This window comes from Paenibacillus sp. J22FR83, from assembly GCF_059691955.1.
This window is the reverse complement of the sequence record NZ_JCAUAM010000019.1, coordinates 96,512-115,072: the sequence shown is the minus strand read 5'-3', so window position 1 is coordinate 115,072 and position 18,561 is coordinate 96,512. Positions and strand designations below refer to the sequence as shown.

13 protein-coding genes are annotated in these 18,561 nt (G+C 48.6%); all 13 read right to left on the bottom strand.

Going from position 1 to position 18,561, the window contains the following annotated elements:
- Positions 1-126: 126 nt before the first annotated feature.
- Entirely contained in the window at positions 127-1,008 is an 882-nt protein-coding gene (locus tag AC58PV_RS28545; RefSeq protein ID WP_497436142.1) for a TolB family protein, read from the bottom strand.
- 96 nt (positions 1,009-1,104) lie between these two features.
- Positions 1,105-3,114, bottom strand: a complete 2,010-nt coding sequence (locus tag AC58PV_RS28540; protein ID WP_497436140.1) for a heparinase II/III domain-containing protein — start codon at positions 3,112-3,114, stop codon at positions 1,105-1,107.
- Between the two features lie 26 nt (positions 3,115-3,140).
- Positions 3,141-3,911: an SDR family NAD(P)-dependent oxidoreductase gene (locus tag AC58PV_RS28535; protein WP_497436139.1), complete on the bottom strand. Its 771-nt coding sequence runs from the start codon at positions 3,909-3,911 to the stop codon at positions 3,141-3,143.
- Between the two features lie 40 nt (positions 3,912-3,951).
- Positions 3,952-4,989 (bottom strand): SGNH/GDSL hydrolase family protein, encoded by a 1,038-nt coding sequence (locus AC58PV_RS28530; RefSeq protein ID WP_497436138.1) that lies wholly within the window; start codon positions 4,987-4,989, stop codon positions 3,952-3,954.
- Positions 4,990-5,022: 33 nt separating this feature from the next.
- Positions 5,023-8,631 (bottom strand): chondroitinase-B domain-containing protein, encoded by a 3,609-nt coding sequence (locus AC58PV_RS28525; RefSeq protein WP_497436137.1) that lies wholly within the window; start codon positions 8,629-8,631, stop codon positions 5,023-5,025.
- Between the two features lie 247 nt (positions 8,632-8,878).
- Positions 8,879-10,687: a sensor histidine kinase gene (locus AC58PV_RS28520; RefSeq protein ID WP_497436135.1), complete on the bottom strand. Its 1,809-nt coding sequence runs from the start codon at positions 10,685-10,687 to the stop codon at positions 8,879-8,881.
- Positions 10,684-11,697: a response regulator transcription factor gene (locus tag AC58PV_RS28515; RefSeq protein ID WP_497436134.1), complete on the bottom strand. Its 1,014-nt coding sequence runs from the start codon at positions 11,695-11,697 to the stop codon at positions 10,684-10,686. The genes AC58PV_RS28520 and AC58PV_RS28515 overlap by 4 nt, the downstream gene beginning before the upstream one ends.
- Before the next feature lie 82 nt (positions 11,698-11,779).
- Entirely contained in the window at positions 11,780-13,378 is a 1,599-nt protein-coding gene (locus tag AC58PV_RS28510) for an extracellular solute-binding protein (protein WP_068662047.1), read from the bottom strand.
- 108 nt (positions 13,379-13,486) lie between these two features.
- Complete coding sequence (locus tag AC58PV_RS28505) at positions 13,487-14,365, bottom strand: carbohydrate ABC transporter permease (protein ID WP_497436133.1); 879 nt, start codon at positions 14,363-14,365, stop codon at positions 13,487-13,489.
- A gap of 28 nt (positions 14,366-14,393) precedes the next feature.
- Complete coding sequence (locus AC58PV_RS28500; RefSeq protein WP_497436132.1) at positions 14,394-15,356, bottom strand: ABC transporter permease; 963 nt, start codon at positions 15,354-15,356, stop codon at positions 14,394-14,396.
- Between the two features lie 156 nt (positions 15,357-15,512).
- The gene (locus AC58PV_RS28495) at positions 15,513-16,856 is read right to left on the bottom strand and encodes an LLM class flavin-dependent oxidoreductase (protein ID WP_497436130.1); all 1,344 of its coding nucleotides are present in this window, start codon (positions 16,854-16,856) and stop codon (positions 15,513-15,515) included.
- A gap of 35 nt (positions 16,857-16,891) precedes the next feature.
- Positions 16,892-17,701 carry an ABC transporter permease gene (locus AC58PV_RS28490; protein ID WP_497436129.1) on the bottom strand — a complete coding sequence of 270 codons (810 nt, stop codon included), beginning with the start codon at positions 17,699-17,701 and terminating at the stop codon, positions 16,892-16,894.
- Positions 17,698-18,555, bottom strand: a complete 858-nt coding sequence (locus AC58PV_RS28485) for an ABC transporter permease (RefSeq protein ID WP_497436128.1) — start codon at positions 18,553-18,555, stop codon at positions 17,698-17,700. Before AC58PV_RS28485 ends, AC58PV_RS28490 begins: the two co-directional genes overlap by 4 nt.
- Between the last annotated feature and the right edge of the window lie 6 nt (positions 18,556-18,561).

The following is an 18,561-nucleotide window of genomic DNA, read 5'->3' as shown; positions in this document are numbered from 1 at the left end:
AAACAGAAAAACGCCCCGCATCCACTCTGGTAGAATGGAACGGGACGTTCTTCGTCACTTGATTGACATTATAAGGTAATTGCTGACAAATGACTAGCCCTGATCATCGAAATTCCTTGAATTTATCTAACTCTTCAATTTATAGCTGACAAACGCTAATTTCTGACTATCTGGCGACCATGAATTGACGTTGATTGTCCCTTGTCCGCCAAACAGCGATACTAAGGTCCGAGAGGGACCTCCCTCACTTGCCATCAGTCGGATTTCAACTTCTTTGTTTGGAGGGTGTGCATTAGGTTCAACATCTCCTTCTCGATAAACAATATAGGCAACCGTATTCCCGTCTGGGGATACGTGAGGAAACCAATTATTACTAGGCTCATCTGTCATTTGCGTCTGCTCACTGCCGTCCACATTCATTCGCCACACTTGCATCAAGCCGGATCTTGTCGAATTAAACCAGATATGCTGACCATCAGGCGAATACTCAGGACCATCGTCAAGTCCTGGAACATCTGTGAGTTGACGTTCCACACCACCTTGAACCGGAATCGTATAAATATTGTACACGCCATTGCGTTCCGCACAATAGGATAATTCGCGACCATCCGGCGACCAGCCATGCAAATAACTTGGCGCCATCGGTGTAATCAAGGCAGGTTGTCCACCAGCTAACGGAAGGACATAAATACGTGACTGCCCATCTTCCTTGGTGTGATGACTCACTGCAATCTGCGTATTATCCGGGGACAGCACATGGTCATTATTGCACCAATCCGCATAGCCAGAATCGATTACTTTGCTTTCACCTGTAGCAATCTCATGGGCGTAGATCAGGCCTCTCCGATTGTAAATGAGGCGCTCGCCATCATTTGTCCAATTCGGTGCCTCAATCAAATCGTCGATTTCAGCCAATACCTGACGCTCACGAGTAGTTACATTTACAACTTCAAGTGTACTAGTAACATGCCGTTCCTCCCGCTTGCGTGGCTGCTGCAATGTATTCATGGGCTTCACCTACCTTTTTAGTCCCATCATACTCACTCCGTAAAAGTAGTGTCAAATTTGACCGAAATGGTACCTTCCTTAAGCAAAAAAGAGCCGCTAAACCATCAGCAGCCCTTGCTCTTGAGAAATGTGAACGGATGCTGTACGACCCTCCGACGTAATGCCTAGTCGATTATCGGCAGGATCATATTCAAGTCTTGCTCCCGTTCCAACCTGATACAAATGAATGAACTTTGCCTGTTTCCCCATCTGGCGATGCAGTAGCGCCGTCAACGGTATGCTAGGATCGATGGTATGGCCTGGCGTTTGAACTGTTAGCAACTCTTGATTCGGTAACACCATTGCCGTTTGGGAAAGCTCGGAATCTTCCTTAAGCCGATACTTCATGCCTACATGCAATGCCTCAGGGGTAAAGCATCCCACGATAGGCAAATCTGGCAAGTTTTCATGAATCGGAATAGGTGGGTAGTGGATTTTATCTGCAAAAGTTAGCTCTGCCAGCTGCCTCGATTGTGGCGCAACTACAGGATGCATCCACCATTCAATAGATTGGTCTTCCTCCGTCGTTAGCGTAACCTCGAACCAATCCAACAACCAATCGCTTGTTAAAAGAAGATGACGATTCAACAGGCACCCTTCGTAGGCTGCATCACTTTGCAACCACACGTAGGTGCTTGCTTCCGTTTGTTCAAAACGCACACAACGCCCCGTATGCTCAGCTTGTGATTTACCAGCCAGTGAAACCGTGTTATGACTGGCGGTCTCACCAAACCACGGACGCAGCGTGGACCCATACGGAACTACGCCGAAATCTGGCGATAGTGTTCGATCCTTATGCATCAATGTGAGATGCAGCTTATCAAGGTGCCCATGGGCGCCCCCGTGTTCGCCGAAATCCACAAGAAAAGATAGCGGATTGTCGGCCTGCCTCCCGATCACAAAACCGGAGGCGGGCCATAGCTTCGAGCCCCGCGGTTCCGCAGGGACGATGGCGGGATTCGTGATAGCTGGCGTAGTAGAGCCATACAGCAGGGCTTCAAGACCGCTGCGCGAGCCGTCGCCCGAGCCCATCTGCCGATAGGCTTCGCGCAGAATCGGCACGAGGCCTTCCACGGCATAGTGGCTCAAGCCCTGCTCGGCAACCTCCGCGATTTCGCGGGCATAGGGCAGCCGCTCCATCGGACCGTCGTGCAGCGCTGGCAGCACGCCTTGGTCATCGGCGAGCTCCGCCAGCGCCTCCACCATGCCGCGCATGGATTGCCCTAGCGCGCCATCGCACGCGTACAGATCCTTCCCACATCGCTTCGCCATCTCAGCGAAGATCAAATACGCCCGCAGCACGAAAACATGATAATACGTGCTGCCCTCGAATTCTAACTGATCGGGCTTCACGCCGATCGAGAGATGATGACGGAAGCCTCCCTCGGCTTCTACCAATGCTTCGAGCGCATGCCGCTCCCTGCGGGCGGCATATACACAGGCTAACGACGCATTCAGCCATGCGGTATAATTGTTCTCCGCATTGTTCCGGTCGTGGATCAAAATCCCACGATACGCGCGCATACTCTCTTCCAATAGATGAAGGAACACGTCTATCTTCTGCTGCTCATCTGAGCTGAACACAACCCCTTCATCCACCAGCAACACATATGCCCGAATCAGCGTCGTGGACCAGATCGATTCCGTCAGCGCTTGATGAAAAGCGCGTCCTTTCAGCATCCACGGCTGTGCATCCGGATGCACAGGATACACCGGAAACTGCGCCGCATAGTCCACGATCAGCCGCTTGCTGAGCGCAGCATAGACGTCGTCGCGCAGCGCCGCATACACCCCAGCAGCTTGCAGCGCGATCCGCGCGAGCTGCTGATGCTTATACACCAGCCAGGCGCCTCGATACTCGGCCCCCTCCACCACACAGCCGTGCGGACAATGGAATTGTGTCGCATCGGCTACGTAAGGATCGAACAGCAGCTCCGTATGGTGCTGCGGACATACATACTGGTGCCACCAGCCGCCTGGCTCCAGTGGAATGATTAGACTGCCGCTTGCCAGCAGCCCATCCATCTCCTCCTTCAGCGAGTTTGCCAGCTCACTCTTGGCGCGCATGAATTCCATCACCTTAACGGTCTCGCTCATCGCATCATCATCCCGCCGTTAACTTCAATCGTTTCCCCCGTCAGGTAGCCAGCTAAGTCTGATGCTAAGTACAGAACGGCACCAGCCACGTCCGCTGGTGTGCCCTCACGCCCAAGTGGAATGCCACCGATGGTAGCTTGACGTGCAGCGTCACTCGTGAAGGTGGCATGGAACATCGTGTTGCCAATGAAACCAGGCGACACGTTATTTACAGTAATTCCGCTCGCCGCCACTTCTTTGGCAAGCCCCTTTGAATAGGCCATCACAGCAGCTTTGCTAGCGGCATAAATGCTAGAACCAGGCCCACCGCCGTTATAGGCAGCAACCGATGACATATTAATAATGCGACCGGCGCCTTTGGCTTTCATGCCGAGCAGCACTCTTTTGCACATAAATACCGTGCTTTTCAAATTCACATTCAGGATTCGTTCGTACATCTCCTCGGTCATCTCTGTGTTCGGCACGCGCTGCACCAAATGGCCTGCATTATTCACAAGAATATCGATAGAACCGCCAAAAGCCTGCTCAACCTCGTTCACTAATCGATCAATCTGCTCGGAATCCGTCACATCCGCTTGCACCAAAATCGCTTCTCCGCCGGCCGCACGAATGGCTGCCACTGTTTCTTCGCCTTGGGCTATGTTACTGAGACAATTCACGCCAACCTTAGCGCCATTCGCAGCCAAAGCCTGAGCAATCGCTCGACCGATTCCCGCATTCGAACCTGTTACAAGTGCAATTTTTCCCGTTAATGTTATTTCATACATATGATTTCTGCCTCCTATTTAAGTGCTTATTATATGGTGATCAACCTTGTGCAGTCCGCAACTTATCCACAAAAGGTCGTAAAAACCCAGCTAATTGCTCTCCCATCCGACTATGTCCATAATCCGAAGGATGAATTAAATCACTTGTCAAAGACGTAAAATCAATCATGATCTGTGCCCCATCTAACAAGGTCAGATTTGCATGTTGGCGACTCTCTACGTATCGCTGTAGGATCTCATTAAATTGCTTTTCAGCCTGGCTAAATGGATGTGCCTTATCGTTAAAATACGTTGCCCGATTGGGATATATCGTTGTTACTAAGATCGGTTTAGTGGGATGATTACGGATAATGCCATCCAATAAATAGGTTGCTCGACGTTGAAAATCCTCCGTGCTCACAGTTCCCCTCATATTGACGCCCAGCTCCAGATAGGCCAAGTCCCAATCCTCCCGCTCCATCAAATGATCTGCCAGCAATGGCTCACAGTAGCAGGACCCGCTGAGACCTAGATTCAACACATCCATGCCAAGACGGCGTGCCGTCTGCTGGACATACCCGTTATAGTGGCTCAACGCGCCAGCCCCTTGTGTAATCGAGGAACCATAAGCGAGCATCGTTAAATGTGGTACTTCCTGACACTCCGGAGGCCTAATCGCATACCCATATGGATCTATATCATAAAAGATGGCTGTAAACCGGTCGCAATAGATACGCCACACCTTGGTAGAAAACGCACCATTATCTAGTAACGCTGCCGGTACTTCCAGGAATCTTTCGGGAGCTTCCAATTGTAAAGTGGTAACGACACCAGCCTTCAAGTCATACGCAGCATGGAAAAAATCTCCCTTGAAGACGAGCACTCGTCCATCCTTTTCTTGCGCTGCCATCGTCACCCTGATATTCGCAGCCTCAGATACAAACCGAATTTCACAGCCGCTAGACTCGGCAGCTTTGGTTCTGCCTTTCTCCGTTAGCGATTCACGAACCTGCTTGGGAAACCGCTGCAGTCTCACGCCAGGTAGATACGCTCTTGACTCCAACTCCGCTGTATTATGAAACTTCACGTTCTCCAGCATCGCTTCTCTCCACGCTTTCTCTCTATGTTTGAATTACGGGTTAATGGTTGTAAAAATCAAGGTTGGCGCCTTGTTCATATCCGTATATTCTCGGGTATATACCGTAGCTGGATTGTCGTCTGACACCATCGTTAATCGGAAGCTGAGTGTGCCATCGCTTTGGGTCTGAACATATTTCGTTACGTCAAAAGTCACGTAGGTGCCAGCACTCACTGGGAGATCGCCCCCATCCACATCCGTAAATGCTCGAACTGGTTGGTTCGCCGCAGTGATTAGCGTTGGATCCCAGCTATCCGTGGCAATCCCATGCAGCAGCAGATCGGCTCCGGCTTGTGCAGTCGCCACGTACAAGCGCAGCTGAACTGTATCGACAGTACCTGATAAGGTCGGCACGCCTACTTTCATGTACCCGGCTTGTTTCCCGCCATCTGTCTGAATGAGCATCGTGGTCGTTGTACTGTAGTTCGTATTGGCATTGGTCGATGTAACGCTGTCTACGTACGTATCTGCATCGACAACTTTCGTTGTTTGTGACGGCGTCTTTACCGTAATGGTCAGTGCGGAAGACGTAAATCCGTTATACGATGCAGATACATTGGCACTACCTAGACTAACCCCCGTAATACCACCGCTGCTCGATACCGAAACAATACTTCCCTGACTACTTGTAAAAGTAACACCTGCCCCAGTCGCGTTTTCCGTTGAAGCATCTGCGAAATGAGCGGTTACCTGAAGTTGCTTCACCCCACCGCCGAGTGCAATACTCGCAGGTACGCCTGAGATCGTAATGCCCGTCATCGCAGGCGTAGCCGCAGTGATCGTATTACTTACGGTTGTTCGGTTGGCTTGATCCATTGCTTCAACTTTAAACGTGTACGAAGTGCCCGGCAGAAGCTCAGTTGCGGTATACGAGGTCTTGTTGGCAAAAGTAGTATCGTACAGTACTCCGTTCCGATAAATGCGATATCCAACGATGTTCGTATCATCATTTGCTGAAGGCCAGTTCAACGTCACTTGGCGTGGCGTTATAGTGCCAAGGGATAACGGTGTGCCTGAGCTCCAGCTTGGTGCTGTAAGATCCGTCAGGGGATCTGCGGTGTACTCATCTGCTCCGACATCAGGAACACCCGCCCTTGTTTCGCGCTCGACATCTTCTGTCACGAACGAAAGTGCGCCGCCACTGCCGTAATTACCAACCGAGCTATTAATCGCGGGGCTATTGGCTGCAAGCTTTTTATAAGGAATCGATCTGAGTCGGTCATACTCACTTGAGGTCCAAAGCCATGCATAATCGGCTTGACTCAAATTTAGCACCGCTTCTTTCATCATCGGATAAGCAACTTTCACTTCAGATTCCGTAAGTGCTGCCGAATTCCCCGTGATAACGGGTACGCCATGCTGTGGAAACATGATATTGCCAGACCAGCTTAAGCCTGGAATCGGCGTCATGATTTTAATTAGTTCTTGCTGACCGCCCACCACCACATTATTGGCAAAAGTTACATTTTGCGGAGCCATGCCGTAACGCACAAACCCCAGCTCGATACCACTTTTGTTGTCTACGAGTGTATTGTTGGCGATCATGATATTCTTGGCAATGTAGTGATTATTACTCGGAATCGGTTGCGTCAGATTATCGTTATCTCCGGTTGTTAAGGCAATCGTTGCATCCCATTCCGTACCTGTCAGCCCCTGAAAATAATTGTTATACACCTTGTGATTCTGACCGTAAACGCGCACACCGCCCGTACCTAGCGTTCGGCTATCTGGGTTGGTTGGAAGCACTTCACGTCCATTTCCAATAAACATGTTGCCATAGACACTGGAACCATTCCCGGATCGAAGGGAGACTTCGCCTAGGGATTCAATGAAATAGTTGTAGCGAATGACATTGCCGCCGCTTTTGACAGAGACGTATTCAGGGTCGCTATCGACATGGTCGAAAATGTTGTACTGAATCGTCGCATACGCATTCAGATGCACCAAATCCGTCACGCCGAGACGGATCCCTTCGGACTCATTTTCCTGACGAGGCAGCGTATTGCGGAAAATATTGTATTCCACCACATCGTACTGGGTAATTTCGTACGTACCCGCCACGGTGTCTCGGTTGCCGTCGAACAGGATAAACTTGCCGCGATCCTTTTTATTTTCCATTAAATTGTGATCCACTTGGTTATGATGTGAACTCCAACCGTCGATGTACACCCAGCTGGATTTGGTCGCATCTGTCGCTGAACTTGGCGAATGAAAATAATTATTCGTGATCCGCATGTGGTTACAGCCTGTAATCCGAATCCAATTCGAGGCCGTACTGTCCATCACGAACGTCATATCTTGAATAGTGATGTAGGAGCTGTTGGTAAATTTGATCGGACCCGCGTTGAATACCGCCATTCCTTTATTCTTCGCTTTAATCACAATCGGATTGCTAGCGTCGCCATGTTTGCCCGTAATACTGAAGGATGCGTAATTTCCATTCTCTAGCTCGATCACCGCACCTGGGTTTGCTGCATTAATAGCTTGTGCAAGCTGGGTCGAGTTGCTTACGGAGACAGGCGGATTCGCAATCGTTTGCGGAATTGCCGAAATAGCTGGCGTGCTGTTCGAACTTTCGCCCGCAGTATTCACTGCACTTACGACGAAATAGTAAGTCTGACCTACCGTTAAACCAGTCACCGTATAATTCGTTGCGGAGATCGGTGAGCTGTTCACTGTCGTGAAAGGTCCACTCCCACTGGACGCCATCTTCACGTTGTAACCCGTTGCCGTGGCTGATGCTGTCCATGCTATGTTCACGGCACCTGTGCTAGGCAGCGAAGTCGATACACTCGTTGGTGCGCTCGGTGCTGTCGGTGTTGATGTTGATCCGCTTGCAGCTGTTGCGGTTATATCGTCAAAAGCTGTCGCACCCGCATAACTATAGAGGCCAACTTGACCTGATGTATAAGGTGACGTATCTGTCCCTGAGAGGACAAGCGTGCTGCCGTAGTAACCTTGGAGAGTCAGGCTGCCATCCGTGTTTTGGGTGATTTGCAGCTTCACAGGCAAGTAGCCAAGACTATCAAATGAGGTGCTTAGCGTCGTGTTCGTAACGGAGACACCACTAGCATTCGGCGTTCCTGCCGTTTGGGGCACGCTGATCTTCGTGTTGCCAGTTACTTTTTCGAGATAAAACTGATAGCTGGATGAATTCTTCTTCATCGTAAAACGGTAATATGTAGCCGTCGTCCCGCTACCTGAGTATCGGGTCACTAGGCCAGCATAAGTGCTGTTGGCACCAGTCACTTTGAGTTTGCCGGATAATGTGAGGTCGTTTGTTTGAATGGCTGGTGTCGCTGCGCCCCACTGGTCATTCGTTACTACATACGTGACGCCTGTAGTCGCATCCGTCTGTCTTAAATAATGATTCTGGGTCGCTCCTTCCTCGTTCATGGACCAACTTGTGCTTCCCCCGACGACAGATTTCCATGGCTGGGTGCTGGTCGAAGTGCTGCCCACTGGTGAGGTATAACCGGTTGTTGCGTTGCCGTAGTTTTCGAAATCCTCCGTTAGCGGGAGGCCTGCTGCCTGGGCTGCAGGTATAGGCATGATGGTAAGACACAGGGATAACAGCAATAGTACGGATACCAACCCACTCAAAAGCTTCCGTTTCCTAACCATCACTACATTCATAAATATAAATTCACCATCCTTTTCGTTGAACTAAGACTCATTATAGTGAGGTGTGGCGCCGAAACATATGATCGAATTTAAGCAGTATTGTGCTTTTTTAAACAGCGAGGGTTATATCCAGAAGTTGCGGAACGTCGTTCCGCTACGATTTGGTCGCGCCAAAAAGCCCCACCCCAGAGTGGGGTGGAGCTTCGGTGGCCATCGCCCCGCTCCCTCACGTCCCTATATTCGGAAACCGAATATAGATCGATGTACCAACGCCGAGCTCGCTGGCGATGCTTAGGCCGTACTGCTCGCCGAACACCAGCTGGATGCGGCGGTGCACGTTCATCATGCCGATGCCGCCACTGTTGCCGGCGCCTTTATGCAGCTTCGCCTCCGCCAATTGATTGGCGCTCAGCTGCTTGTTCAGCGAAGCGAGGTGCTCCGGCGTCATCCCGACGCCGTTGTCCTCGAGGACGATAATCAGATCATCGTCCTGCACCCACGCATCCAGCCGAATGTAGTGATGCGCCTCGATCCCATCCGCAAAGCCGTGCTGGAATATATTCTCGATGAGCGGCTGCAACGTCAACCGAGCCGTCTTCTTTAAGAAGAATTCCGGCGGAATTCTGACATCCAGCTCGAATTCCCGCCCCACCCTATGCTTCATGATTGTCATATAGTTCAGCACGTGCTTGAGCTCATTAACGATCGCCGTCTCTTCGATATGTGTCTGCACCGAGTAACGGAACATCGTCGCAATAGCATCCACAATCTCCGTAATTTCCGTGGATTGCTGAATGACGGCGTAGACGATAATATTTTCCAGCGTATTGTATAGAAAATGCGGATTAATTTGCAGCTGCAGCGATTGCAGCTCAGCCTTCTGCCTTTCCAATTCAGCGTCCTTCTTACTGAGCTCTGTTCGGTATAAGGTGTCCATTAATTCTGACAATGAGACGACCATCAGATTGTAGCGCTGGATCAACTCATCCAGCTCATTATTCGTTTGCAGCTGGGGGATTTTCACCCAGTTTCCTTTTTCTGTTTGGCGCATGCCATTTTTCAAAATTTGAATCGGCTTCGTAATATTTCGTCCAAATCGGTAGGACAGCAGCAAGGCCAGCAGTAAAGTAATGCTCCCTACCCAGAAGGCAGAGTAACGAATGCTCGATAATGGGCGATTAATATCCGCCGTCGGAATGGAGACCATCAGGTTCCAACCCGTATACCCCGATTTGGAGCTAACGACCATTCGCTCTTCCCCAAACGAGGAATCCTTGAAAGATTTCAAGTCATTTCCTTCTATTTTGGCCATAAGCGCCTGATTCACGGTCGTACCGATTCGCTGCTTGTCCGGGTGATACACGATGCGTCCTTCATTATCGACAATGGCAAAAAATCCGCTCGGCCCCAAATTAATCCCTTTCCACAAGGTCGCAAATTCGTCCGCCTTAATCTCAATTGCGAGAATACCTTTGAACTCATTGAACACTTCGCCATGAATTTTGCGTGCCAAGGTAATGAATTGATTGTTGCTCTCCGAGAACACACTGTTGCTAATAATCGTCATGTTGCCTTGTGGATCCGTCTCTTTGTCCAACTCTTCCATCGTAAAAGCAGGTACAGGGTCTACGATCGGCTTCAAAGCCGGATTCTCGTAGTACACCAAGTGATCGAAATAATCGGCCAAATAGACCGTCATAATCTCTGGAGACTTAATAAAAAGCGGATTGATGACATTATCTATCAAGCTATCCGTGAACTGATAATACTCGTAATCGCCCGTTGGCGGGTCGTCGACGAACTTTTTGACAGAACTATTGGTAAAAAGCGAGAGATGCGCGCGCTCATAATTTTTCAAATATAAATCCGTATGATTGACCGCGTTCGATACAATTTCCGTCAAATGCTGCTCCGTCTGCTCCTTCAGCTTGTTCGAGGAAATATAGTAGGAAGAAAAGCCGATGGACATAACGGTAATCAGGACAATAGCGGCCACATATGCGAAAATACTGCGTGCTAACGATGGCTTCATCATTTGATCCCCATCATATGCCGGTATTCAAGCGGTGAGAGCCCTGTGACTTTTTTGAACATACGGGAAAAATGCGGGTAGTTCTCATAACCGATCTCATACGCAATATCGTTCGTCTTATAATGCGGCATTTCGAGCATCCGCTTGGCCAGCTCAATTCTTTTGGTAATGCGATACTGTACAAACGTTTCCTTGAACACTTTCTTGAACAGTAAGCTCAAGTAAGGCGGCGTAATGCCCAGATATTCGGCAACGTCCTCTAGGGAGAGACTATTGGTGATGTTGGCATCCATGTAAATCTTCGCCTTCTGCATAAGATCCTGACCACCCCGCTGCAGCGCCAGCTCATCAATGACCTTCATGATTTGCTCCTGAAGCTGCAAGAAGTACGCCATCATATCCGTTGTATCGGTCACTTCTTCCATTTTCGGCTGAAAACTGCGAAGGGATAATCGCTTTTTGATCATGGGCAGGCAATCCTGCAACAGTTGAATGAACTCGGAATCCGAAGTGGACGCCGACATGCAATACAACCGCAATTCCTCCAAATGCGCTTCGACTTCATCAATTCGCAGTGTCCAGATGGCTTCTACAATTTTCTCAATCCAGTCCTCATACTTGGAAATGGATAAAATCGCATGACCGCTCTGTGCAATCAGCTTCGTCAGCAGATCATGGATTTTGACCGGCGTAAACGGTTTCAATAAGTACTCTTTGACCCCATAAGACATACCCGCCTGGGCATATTCGAAGTCACCATAACCCGAAATAATCACTTTTTGGATCAAAGGATACCTCTCATGCACCTGCTTGCATAGCTCGAGTCCATCCATCTTCGGCATCCGAATATCGGTAAATAACAGCTGCGGCATCGATTCCTCGATCATTTGCAGCGCCTTCACACCATTGCTAGCCGTGCGTATCGAATCAAATTTATGGGAATGCTGCTTCAGCATGATAACCATACCTTTTAGAATAAGCGGTTCGTCGTCGACAATCAGAATTTGCTTCATCCAGCCGCCCTCCTTTTATGGCAAAAAACATTTATCCTCAACCCGAGAATAAATGCTTTCTACCTAATGCACAAGCTATTTTTTAGTCGCCCATCACGATGCCTTCTTTTTTGTTGTAACGCTCAGTTGCTTCCTTAATGATTTCATTTCCGCCCTTGGCTTTCCAATCTTCCAGCGCTTTCGGCCAATCGGAGATCGGCTCCTTGCCGTATACCATTTTCAGCATATGATCCAGAATAACTGGCGGCATATCGGAGAATTTCAGACCCGCATCTGTAAATTTCGCCGTCGTTGTAAGCTCCGGTGCGAAGGAGATCCCGTTTCTACCTTCTTTGGTCACGATCGTGTCAAATTGTGTGATTAGCTTTTTACCATCTTCGGTGGTGTTCAAAAGTGTTCTGTTCAGCGCCGTGTCTTCCACAAGTCTCAGCATGACGGAACGGAATTGCTCTTCCAGAGAGCCTTCTGGTGTTGTCGGTTGTTTGTAAACGACTTTGTTATCCTGCATCGTGTACGTGTCGCCTTCAATCCCGAAGTTAAAGAAACGATCGCCCGCTTCGGTCACCATGTAGTTCATCATTTTCACAATAGCGATCGCTTTCTCCTTGCTAACTTTGCTATTGATGTAGGATAATCCGCCTGTGTAGCTGTATTTCATCATGCCGCCCTTCCCATCGTCACCGACCGGAGACGGAATAATGACAACTTCGGATTTGGCATTGGCAGGTTTCGTCGTACTAATCCAGTTCATCAACAGGTTTGCATTGTGATTCCACACCCCTGATTTGCCTGCATTAATGTTGTTCGTCCATTTGTTACCGTCCAGACTCGCGAAATCTTTCGCCATCAAGCCTTCATCGTACATCGTTTTGTAGACAGTAAGTGCTTTCTGCATGGCTTCCACTTTGAAAAACTTCGGAACAACCTGATCGCCAATTTTCTCGAACATCGTGCTGTACGGCATAACATCATAGGCACCAAATATCACATCGGAGTAGACAAAATCTTTACGGAACGCGTACGGTTCAGCTACACCATTCTTCTTCATGGCACGTAATACGTTGAGGAAATCATCCACGGTTTTCGGTGCTGGCAGTCCTGTTTGATCTAGCAGATCTTTACGGATAAATGTGGCACGACGGCTTGCATTGGATAAATATTCAGGGATCGCATAGATCTTGCCATTATATTTCACTTCATTCCACGCTTGCTCGGGAATCGCTTTCAACAAATCTTGGCCATATTCTTTGAGAAGATCATCCAGCGGCATGAACAGACCACCTTTGATCGCTCCGCTCATATCGGGACCCGTAGGGAACATCCCTTGAATCGTATTCATGACATCCGGTAGATCCGTGCTAGCGAACATCAAAGCTGTTTTCGGTTTGAACTCCGCATGCGGTACAAGTCGAAGATCGAGCTGTGTATTGGTTAATTCGCCAAGCTTTTTCACCCATTTATCATTGTTGATGTCTGTGCTGCCGAGCGCGTATTTATTTAAGGAGTCACTTAAGGAAATAGAGATTTTCACCGGTGCTTGCGATTTAGCGGAACTTGCAGGGCTTGCTGGATTTGCTGGGCTTGCACTAGTGCCAGTCGTACTTGTTGAGGAGTTAGAGCAACCCGCGATGACCGCCACCATTAACGTTGAGACGAGACCCGTTTTCAACCAAGCTTTCATTGTATTTCCCCCTAGTCGATATGTTGTTGATTCGTGATCATCTTATCGTGAAAGAAAAACTTGGAACATTGTGTTTTTTAAGCTCAGTTGATCTTTATTATACAGATTTTACGATTTTATCGAACCGATTAACATCCCTTTGATGAAATGCTTTTGCAGGAACGGATACACCAACATGATTGGAATTGTCGCAATGACGATAACAGCCATCTTCAGTCCTTCAGGAGATAAATTGGCGATATCCCCAGCCGTATTGGCTAAATCGGAGGAATCCGTTACGACAAACTCACGTAATTTCACTTGGAGCGGGAACAGCGCGCGATTGTTGATAAAATAGAGCGCATTCGAGTAGTTGTTCCACAACGCCACCGAATAAATAATACTCATCGTCGCCATCGCCGGCTTCGAAAGCGGCAAAATAATGCTCCAAATCGTACGAACCTCACCAGCCCCGTCTATACGCGCAGACTCGATCAGTTCATTTGGAATGGACAGAAAGAAAGAGCGCATGACGAACAAATTGAAAGCACTGATCGCGCCAGGCAGCATTAAAGCCCACAAGCTATCGAGCAATCCAAGATTACGAACGAGCAAATAATTCGGGATCAGCGGAGCATGGAAAATCATCGTAATGAGGACGAGCAGCAAAATATATTTGCGTTCGCGATACTCATTTCTTGATAGTGGATACGCTAAGCTAGCCGTCATGATTAGTGCGATTAGCGTACCAAAAACAGTAATCATGACGCTTACGCTAAAGGCCCGCCATATCGCAATCTGTTTCAGAACCGTGATGTAGTTATCCATCGTAAATTGAACAGGCCATAGGACGACCTTCCCCGCACTGAGTGCAACAGGTCCACTTAAGGACTGGGCGATAATATTTAATATCGGCAGCACCATGATTAAGCTGATCAGAATGAGGCCGACAGGGTTAAGCATAGATATAGGGCTTGGTTTATTCAGAGCTGACTTACTGTTAGACATACGTAGGCATCTCCTTTCTTCGGGCAGGTTAGTATAAACCCTCGCCGGTTGCTTTTTTGCTGAACATATTAGCAGTAACGATAAGCACGAACCCGATCACCGACTTAAATAGGCCAATAGCTGTCGTGTAACTGTATTCACGCTGAATCAGCCCCACACGATAAATGTACGTATCCAGAATATCCCCCTGCGCATTATTTAAAGGATTCAAGAACACGAACACACGTTCAAATCCTAAATCCAAGAAATTACCTATTTGCAAAAGAAAGAGGATCGTAATCGTCGTTAAAATACTAGGAATCGTAATAGCCCATGTCTGTTTCCACCGTGTTGCCCCATCCATTTGTGCTGCTTCATACAGATCTGGATTAATTCCGCTCATCGCCGCCAAATAAATAATGGTGCTCCACCCGGCATCGCGCCAAACACTGGAACTGACGATGATCGTTCGAATGTAGGAATCCTCTCCCATGAAATAAATCGGCTCATGTCCGAACAGCGTCACGATATAGTTAACGACACCGCTTGTCGGATTTAAAATTTCGATCACAATGCCTCCAACCACCACCCAGGACAGGAAGTGAGGCAAGTATACGGCCGTCTGGACGAAACGTTTGAAAATCTGATTGCGCAGCTCGTTCATCATAAGCGCCAATAGGATCGGGATCGGGAAGGCGAAGAACAAGGTGTAGAAGCCGATGGCCATTGTGTTTTTTAAAATGCGCCAGAAATCCGCATACTCGAACATGCGCCGAAAATTGTCCAAGCCCACCCAATCGCTTTTCCATATCCCGGTGAAAATACTATAGTCCTGGAAAGCCATCACGGACCCCGTCAGCGGGATATATTTGAAGATTAAAAAGTAAATAATACCCGGAATCGACAGCAGGTAAAGCACCTTGTAGCGATTGTAATAGGCTAATATCCCTGTTTTCTTGGCCATTTGCCCTTGAGGCTTGCTCACCGTCTGCTCGACCTCTGAATAGCTCATATTCTCCATCACCCTATCGTCGTTGTTATGTATGAAGTGTACCGTAGGCGAGCCGAAAGATGGATACCGTGAATTAAGGGCACTTATCTTTTTTTAATATTTTCAAAATAAAAATAAGCCCCTCGACGAATCGAAGGACTTACCGTTTCTATCTGTTTAACTCGTTACAACAGTCTGCTTGAAGTGCCCCACGCTCGGCCTTGCCAACTCCAAATGTTCTCGCAATGTGGTACCCGAATACTCGTCTCTAAATAATCCTCTTGCCTGCAAAATAGGAATAACCTTGTCGACGAAATCCGTTAAATCATCAGGGAGAACAGGCGGCATGATGTTGAAGCCGTCGCAGCCATAAGAATGGAACCACTCCTCCATGAGATCCGCCAGCTGCTCAGGCGTACCTACGAATTGCATATGTCCCCGCGCTGCAAGAATACGACGGCCAAGCTCAAGAATGGAAAGCTTCTCTTTCCTCGCCACATCCATGATGAGTTGAATACGGCTTTTCATCCCATTGGAGGCTTCCACTGGATCTGGAATTTCAGGAAGTTCCTCGTCCACCGGGTAACTAGAGAGATCGAAGCTTAGGAATCCAGACAGCATCCGAACGGCCGCATCTGGCGGAATCAGGGACTGTAGTTCCTGATATTTACGCTGAGCCTCTTCCACTGTGTCGCCGAGAATCGGTGAAAGTCCTGGCATAATGCGGATCTCCTGATCGGTTCTCCCATACTTCGCTAGCTTCGCATGAACCTCACTGTAGAAAGCTTGTGCGGCTGCCAGAGATTGTTGTGCCGTGAACACGACCTCGCCTATACTAGCAGCAAAATCCTGCCCTGGCCCAGAGGATCCAGCTTGGATCAGCACCGGATAGCCTTGCGGCGGACGCGGAACATTGAGAGGGCCCTTGGAGGCATACCATTGTCCTTTAAAATCAATCGGTGTGATCTTCGCGGGGTCAGCGAATTGGCCTGATTCTCGATTCAAGACGAGCGCATCATCGGCCCAGCTATCCCACAGTTGCGTAACCACGTCAACGAATTCACGCGCCATTTCGTAGCGAAGCCCATGCTCAGGATGCTTATCCTTCCCGTAATTGTGCGCTTCAATATCCTGCTGGGAAGTCACGATATTCCATCCTGCTCTACCGCCGCTGATGAAATCAAGCGAAGCAAACTTCCGCGCCACATTGTAGGGCTCACTATATGTCGTCGACACCGTTGCGGTAAGGCCGATTCGCTCTGTGGCTTGCGATAGCGCTGACAGCAGCGTTAACGGCTCAAGCATCCCTGATGCGGCTTGTTCAACGCCATATACATACAGCAAATCAGCAAAGAAAATCATATCAAATTTTCCACGCTCCGCTGTTTGTGCCAACTTTTTATAGAGCTGGATATCGAACATTTGTTCCACGCCGGAGTCAGGATGACGCCATCCTGCACTATGATGTCCTGTATAATAAATGAAGGCTCCTAGATGTAGCTGTTCATCTCTTTTTGTCATCTTATCTTCCTTCTTTCTCGTTCGCTAGTTTTTGCTTATCCTTTGAAGGTATCGCGCCACATGAGCCATTTGCGTTCGAGCAAGCGTACGGAGGAGTCGGATAGCTTACCCACAAGGGCAAAGATCACAATGCCAACAAACACGACATCGGTCTTCGAATACGTACGGGCATCCTGGATCATATAACCAATGCCCGCGCTCGTTCCCATCAACTCAGCTACGACGAGTACAAGCCATGAAATGCCTAGTGAAAGCCGCAAACCTAGTAAAATATGAGGTAAAGCTGCTGGCAAAATAAGCTTGGTAACCTGCTGATATTTGGAATATTGCAAAACACGGGAAACTTCATAGAGCTTCTCATCGACACTTCTCACACCTTGAAAGGCATTAATGTAGATGGGAAAAAATGCCCCCAATGCGATCATTAGCACTTTAGAAAACTCCCCGATGCCAAACCATAAGATAAATAACGGAATAAGCGCCAATAACGGGACAGTTCTTAACATTTGAAGCGAAGGGTCCATGACCCGTTCCACGAATTTACCTAACCCTGCGGAAAGTCCGAGCAATAGCCCGATGCCTCCCCCTAGAAGAAAGCCTAGCGCAGCCCGATACATACTAATCTCTAAGTTACTCCATAGTTTGCCGCTCACAGCCAAGTCAATGAACTGTTTCAGGATCGCAAGTGGTGTAGGCAATAGGCTCGCAGGCACTAAACCATACATCCCTGCCCCCTGCCAAGCGATCATGACGATGACGGGTACGATCCAACCATGCAAATAGGGAGGTATGCGACTGCCCGATGGACGGAGCGTTGTACGTGTACTAACTGGTAATTGGCTCATTGTCCACCCTCCCCTTGAAACGTTCCACGCCAACGCAATAAGCGATGTTCTAACCATTTAACAAGGGAATCTGTCAGCTTGCCAACCGCAGCGAATACGATGATCCCTACAAATACGACAGTCGTTATGGACATAAACCGTGCATCATTGATCATATATCCTACACCTGAGCTGGATCCCATCATTTCAGCAACAACAAGTCCCAACCAAGCAATGCCAAGCGATAAGCGAATGCCTAGAAAGATATGAGGCAGCGCCGATGGCACAATGAGCTTCGTAATCAATTGCCATCTGCTAAATTGGAGAACGCGTGCAACCTCAAATAGCTTAACTTCTACGGACCGAAGACCGAGGAACGTATTCACATAGAGCGGGAAAAATGCCCCTTTCGCGATGAGCAGTATTTTGGACGTTTCCCCAAAACCGAACCAAAGCACAAATAATGGCGCAAGCGCAAGGTGAGGCAGTGTGCGCAACATTTGTATGGAAGGATCCAGAAGCCTTTCGGTTCGATAGGAGAACCCCACCCATAGGCCCATTGCAAAACCAAGTCCACCGCCAATAAGAAAACCGACGAATGCTCGCCAAGCTGAGATTTGCAAATTACGCAAGAGCTCGCCAGAAGCTGTCATGGCGATAAATTCCTTCACGATCGTCAGTGGCGATGGCAGCAAGATCGGATTCAAGATGCCGAGTGCGCTTCCCACCGACCAAATGATGAGAAGAACAACTGGCAGCAGCATGCCGAGCGCAATATTAACAACTTTGATGGATGGACGATACCCTCTTACCTTCCTACTCCTGACTACAGGAATTGGAAGGTGTTGTTTGATCTGAGATTCATTTGAGAGCATAGGAAA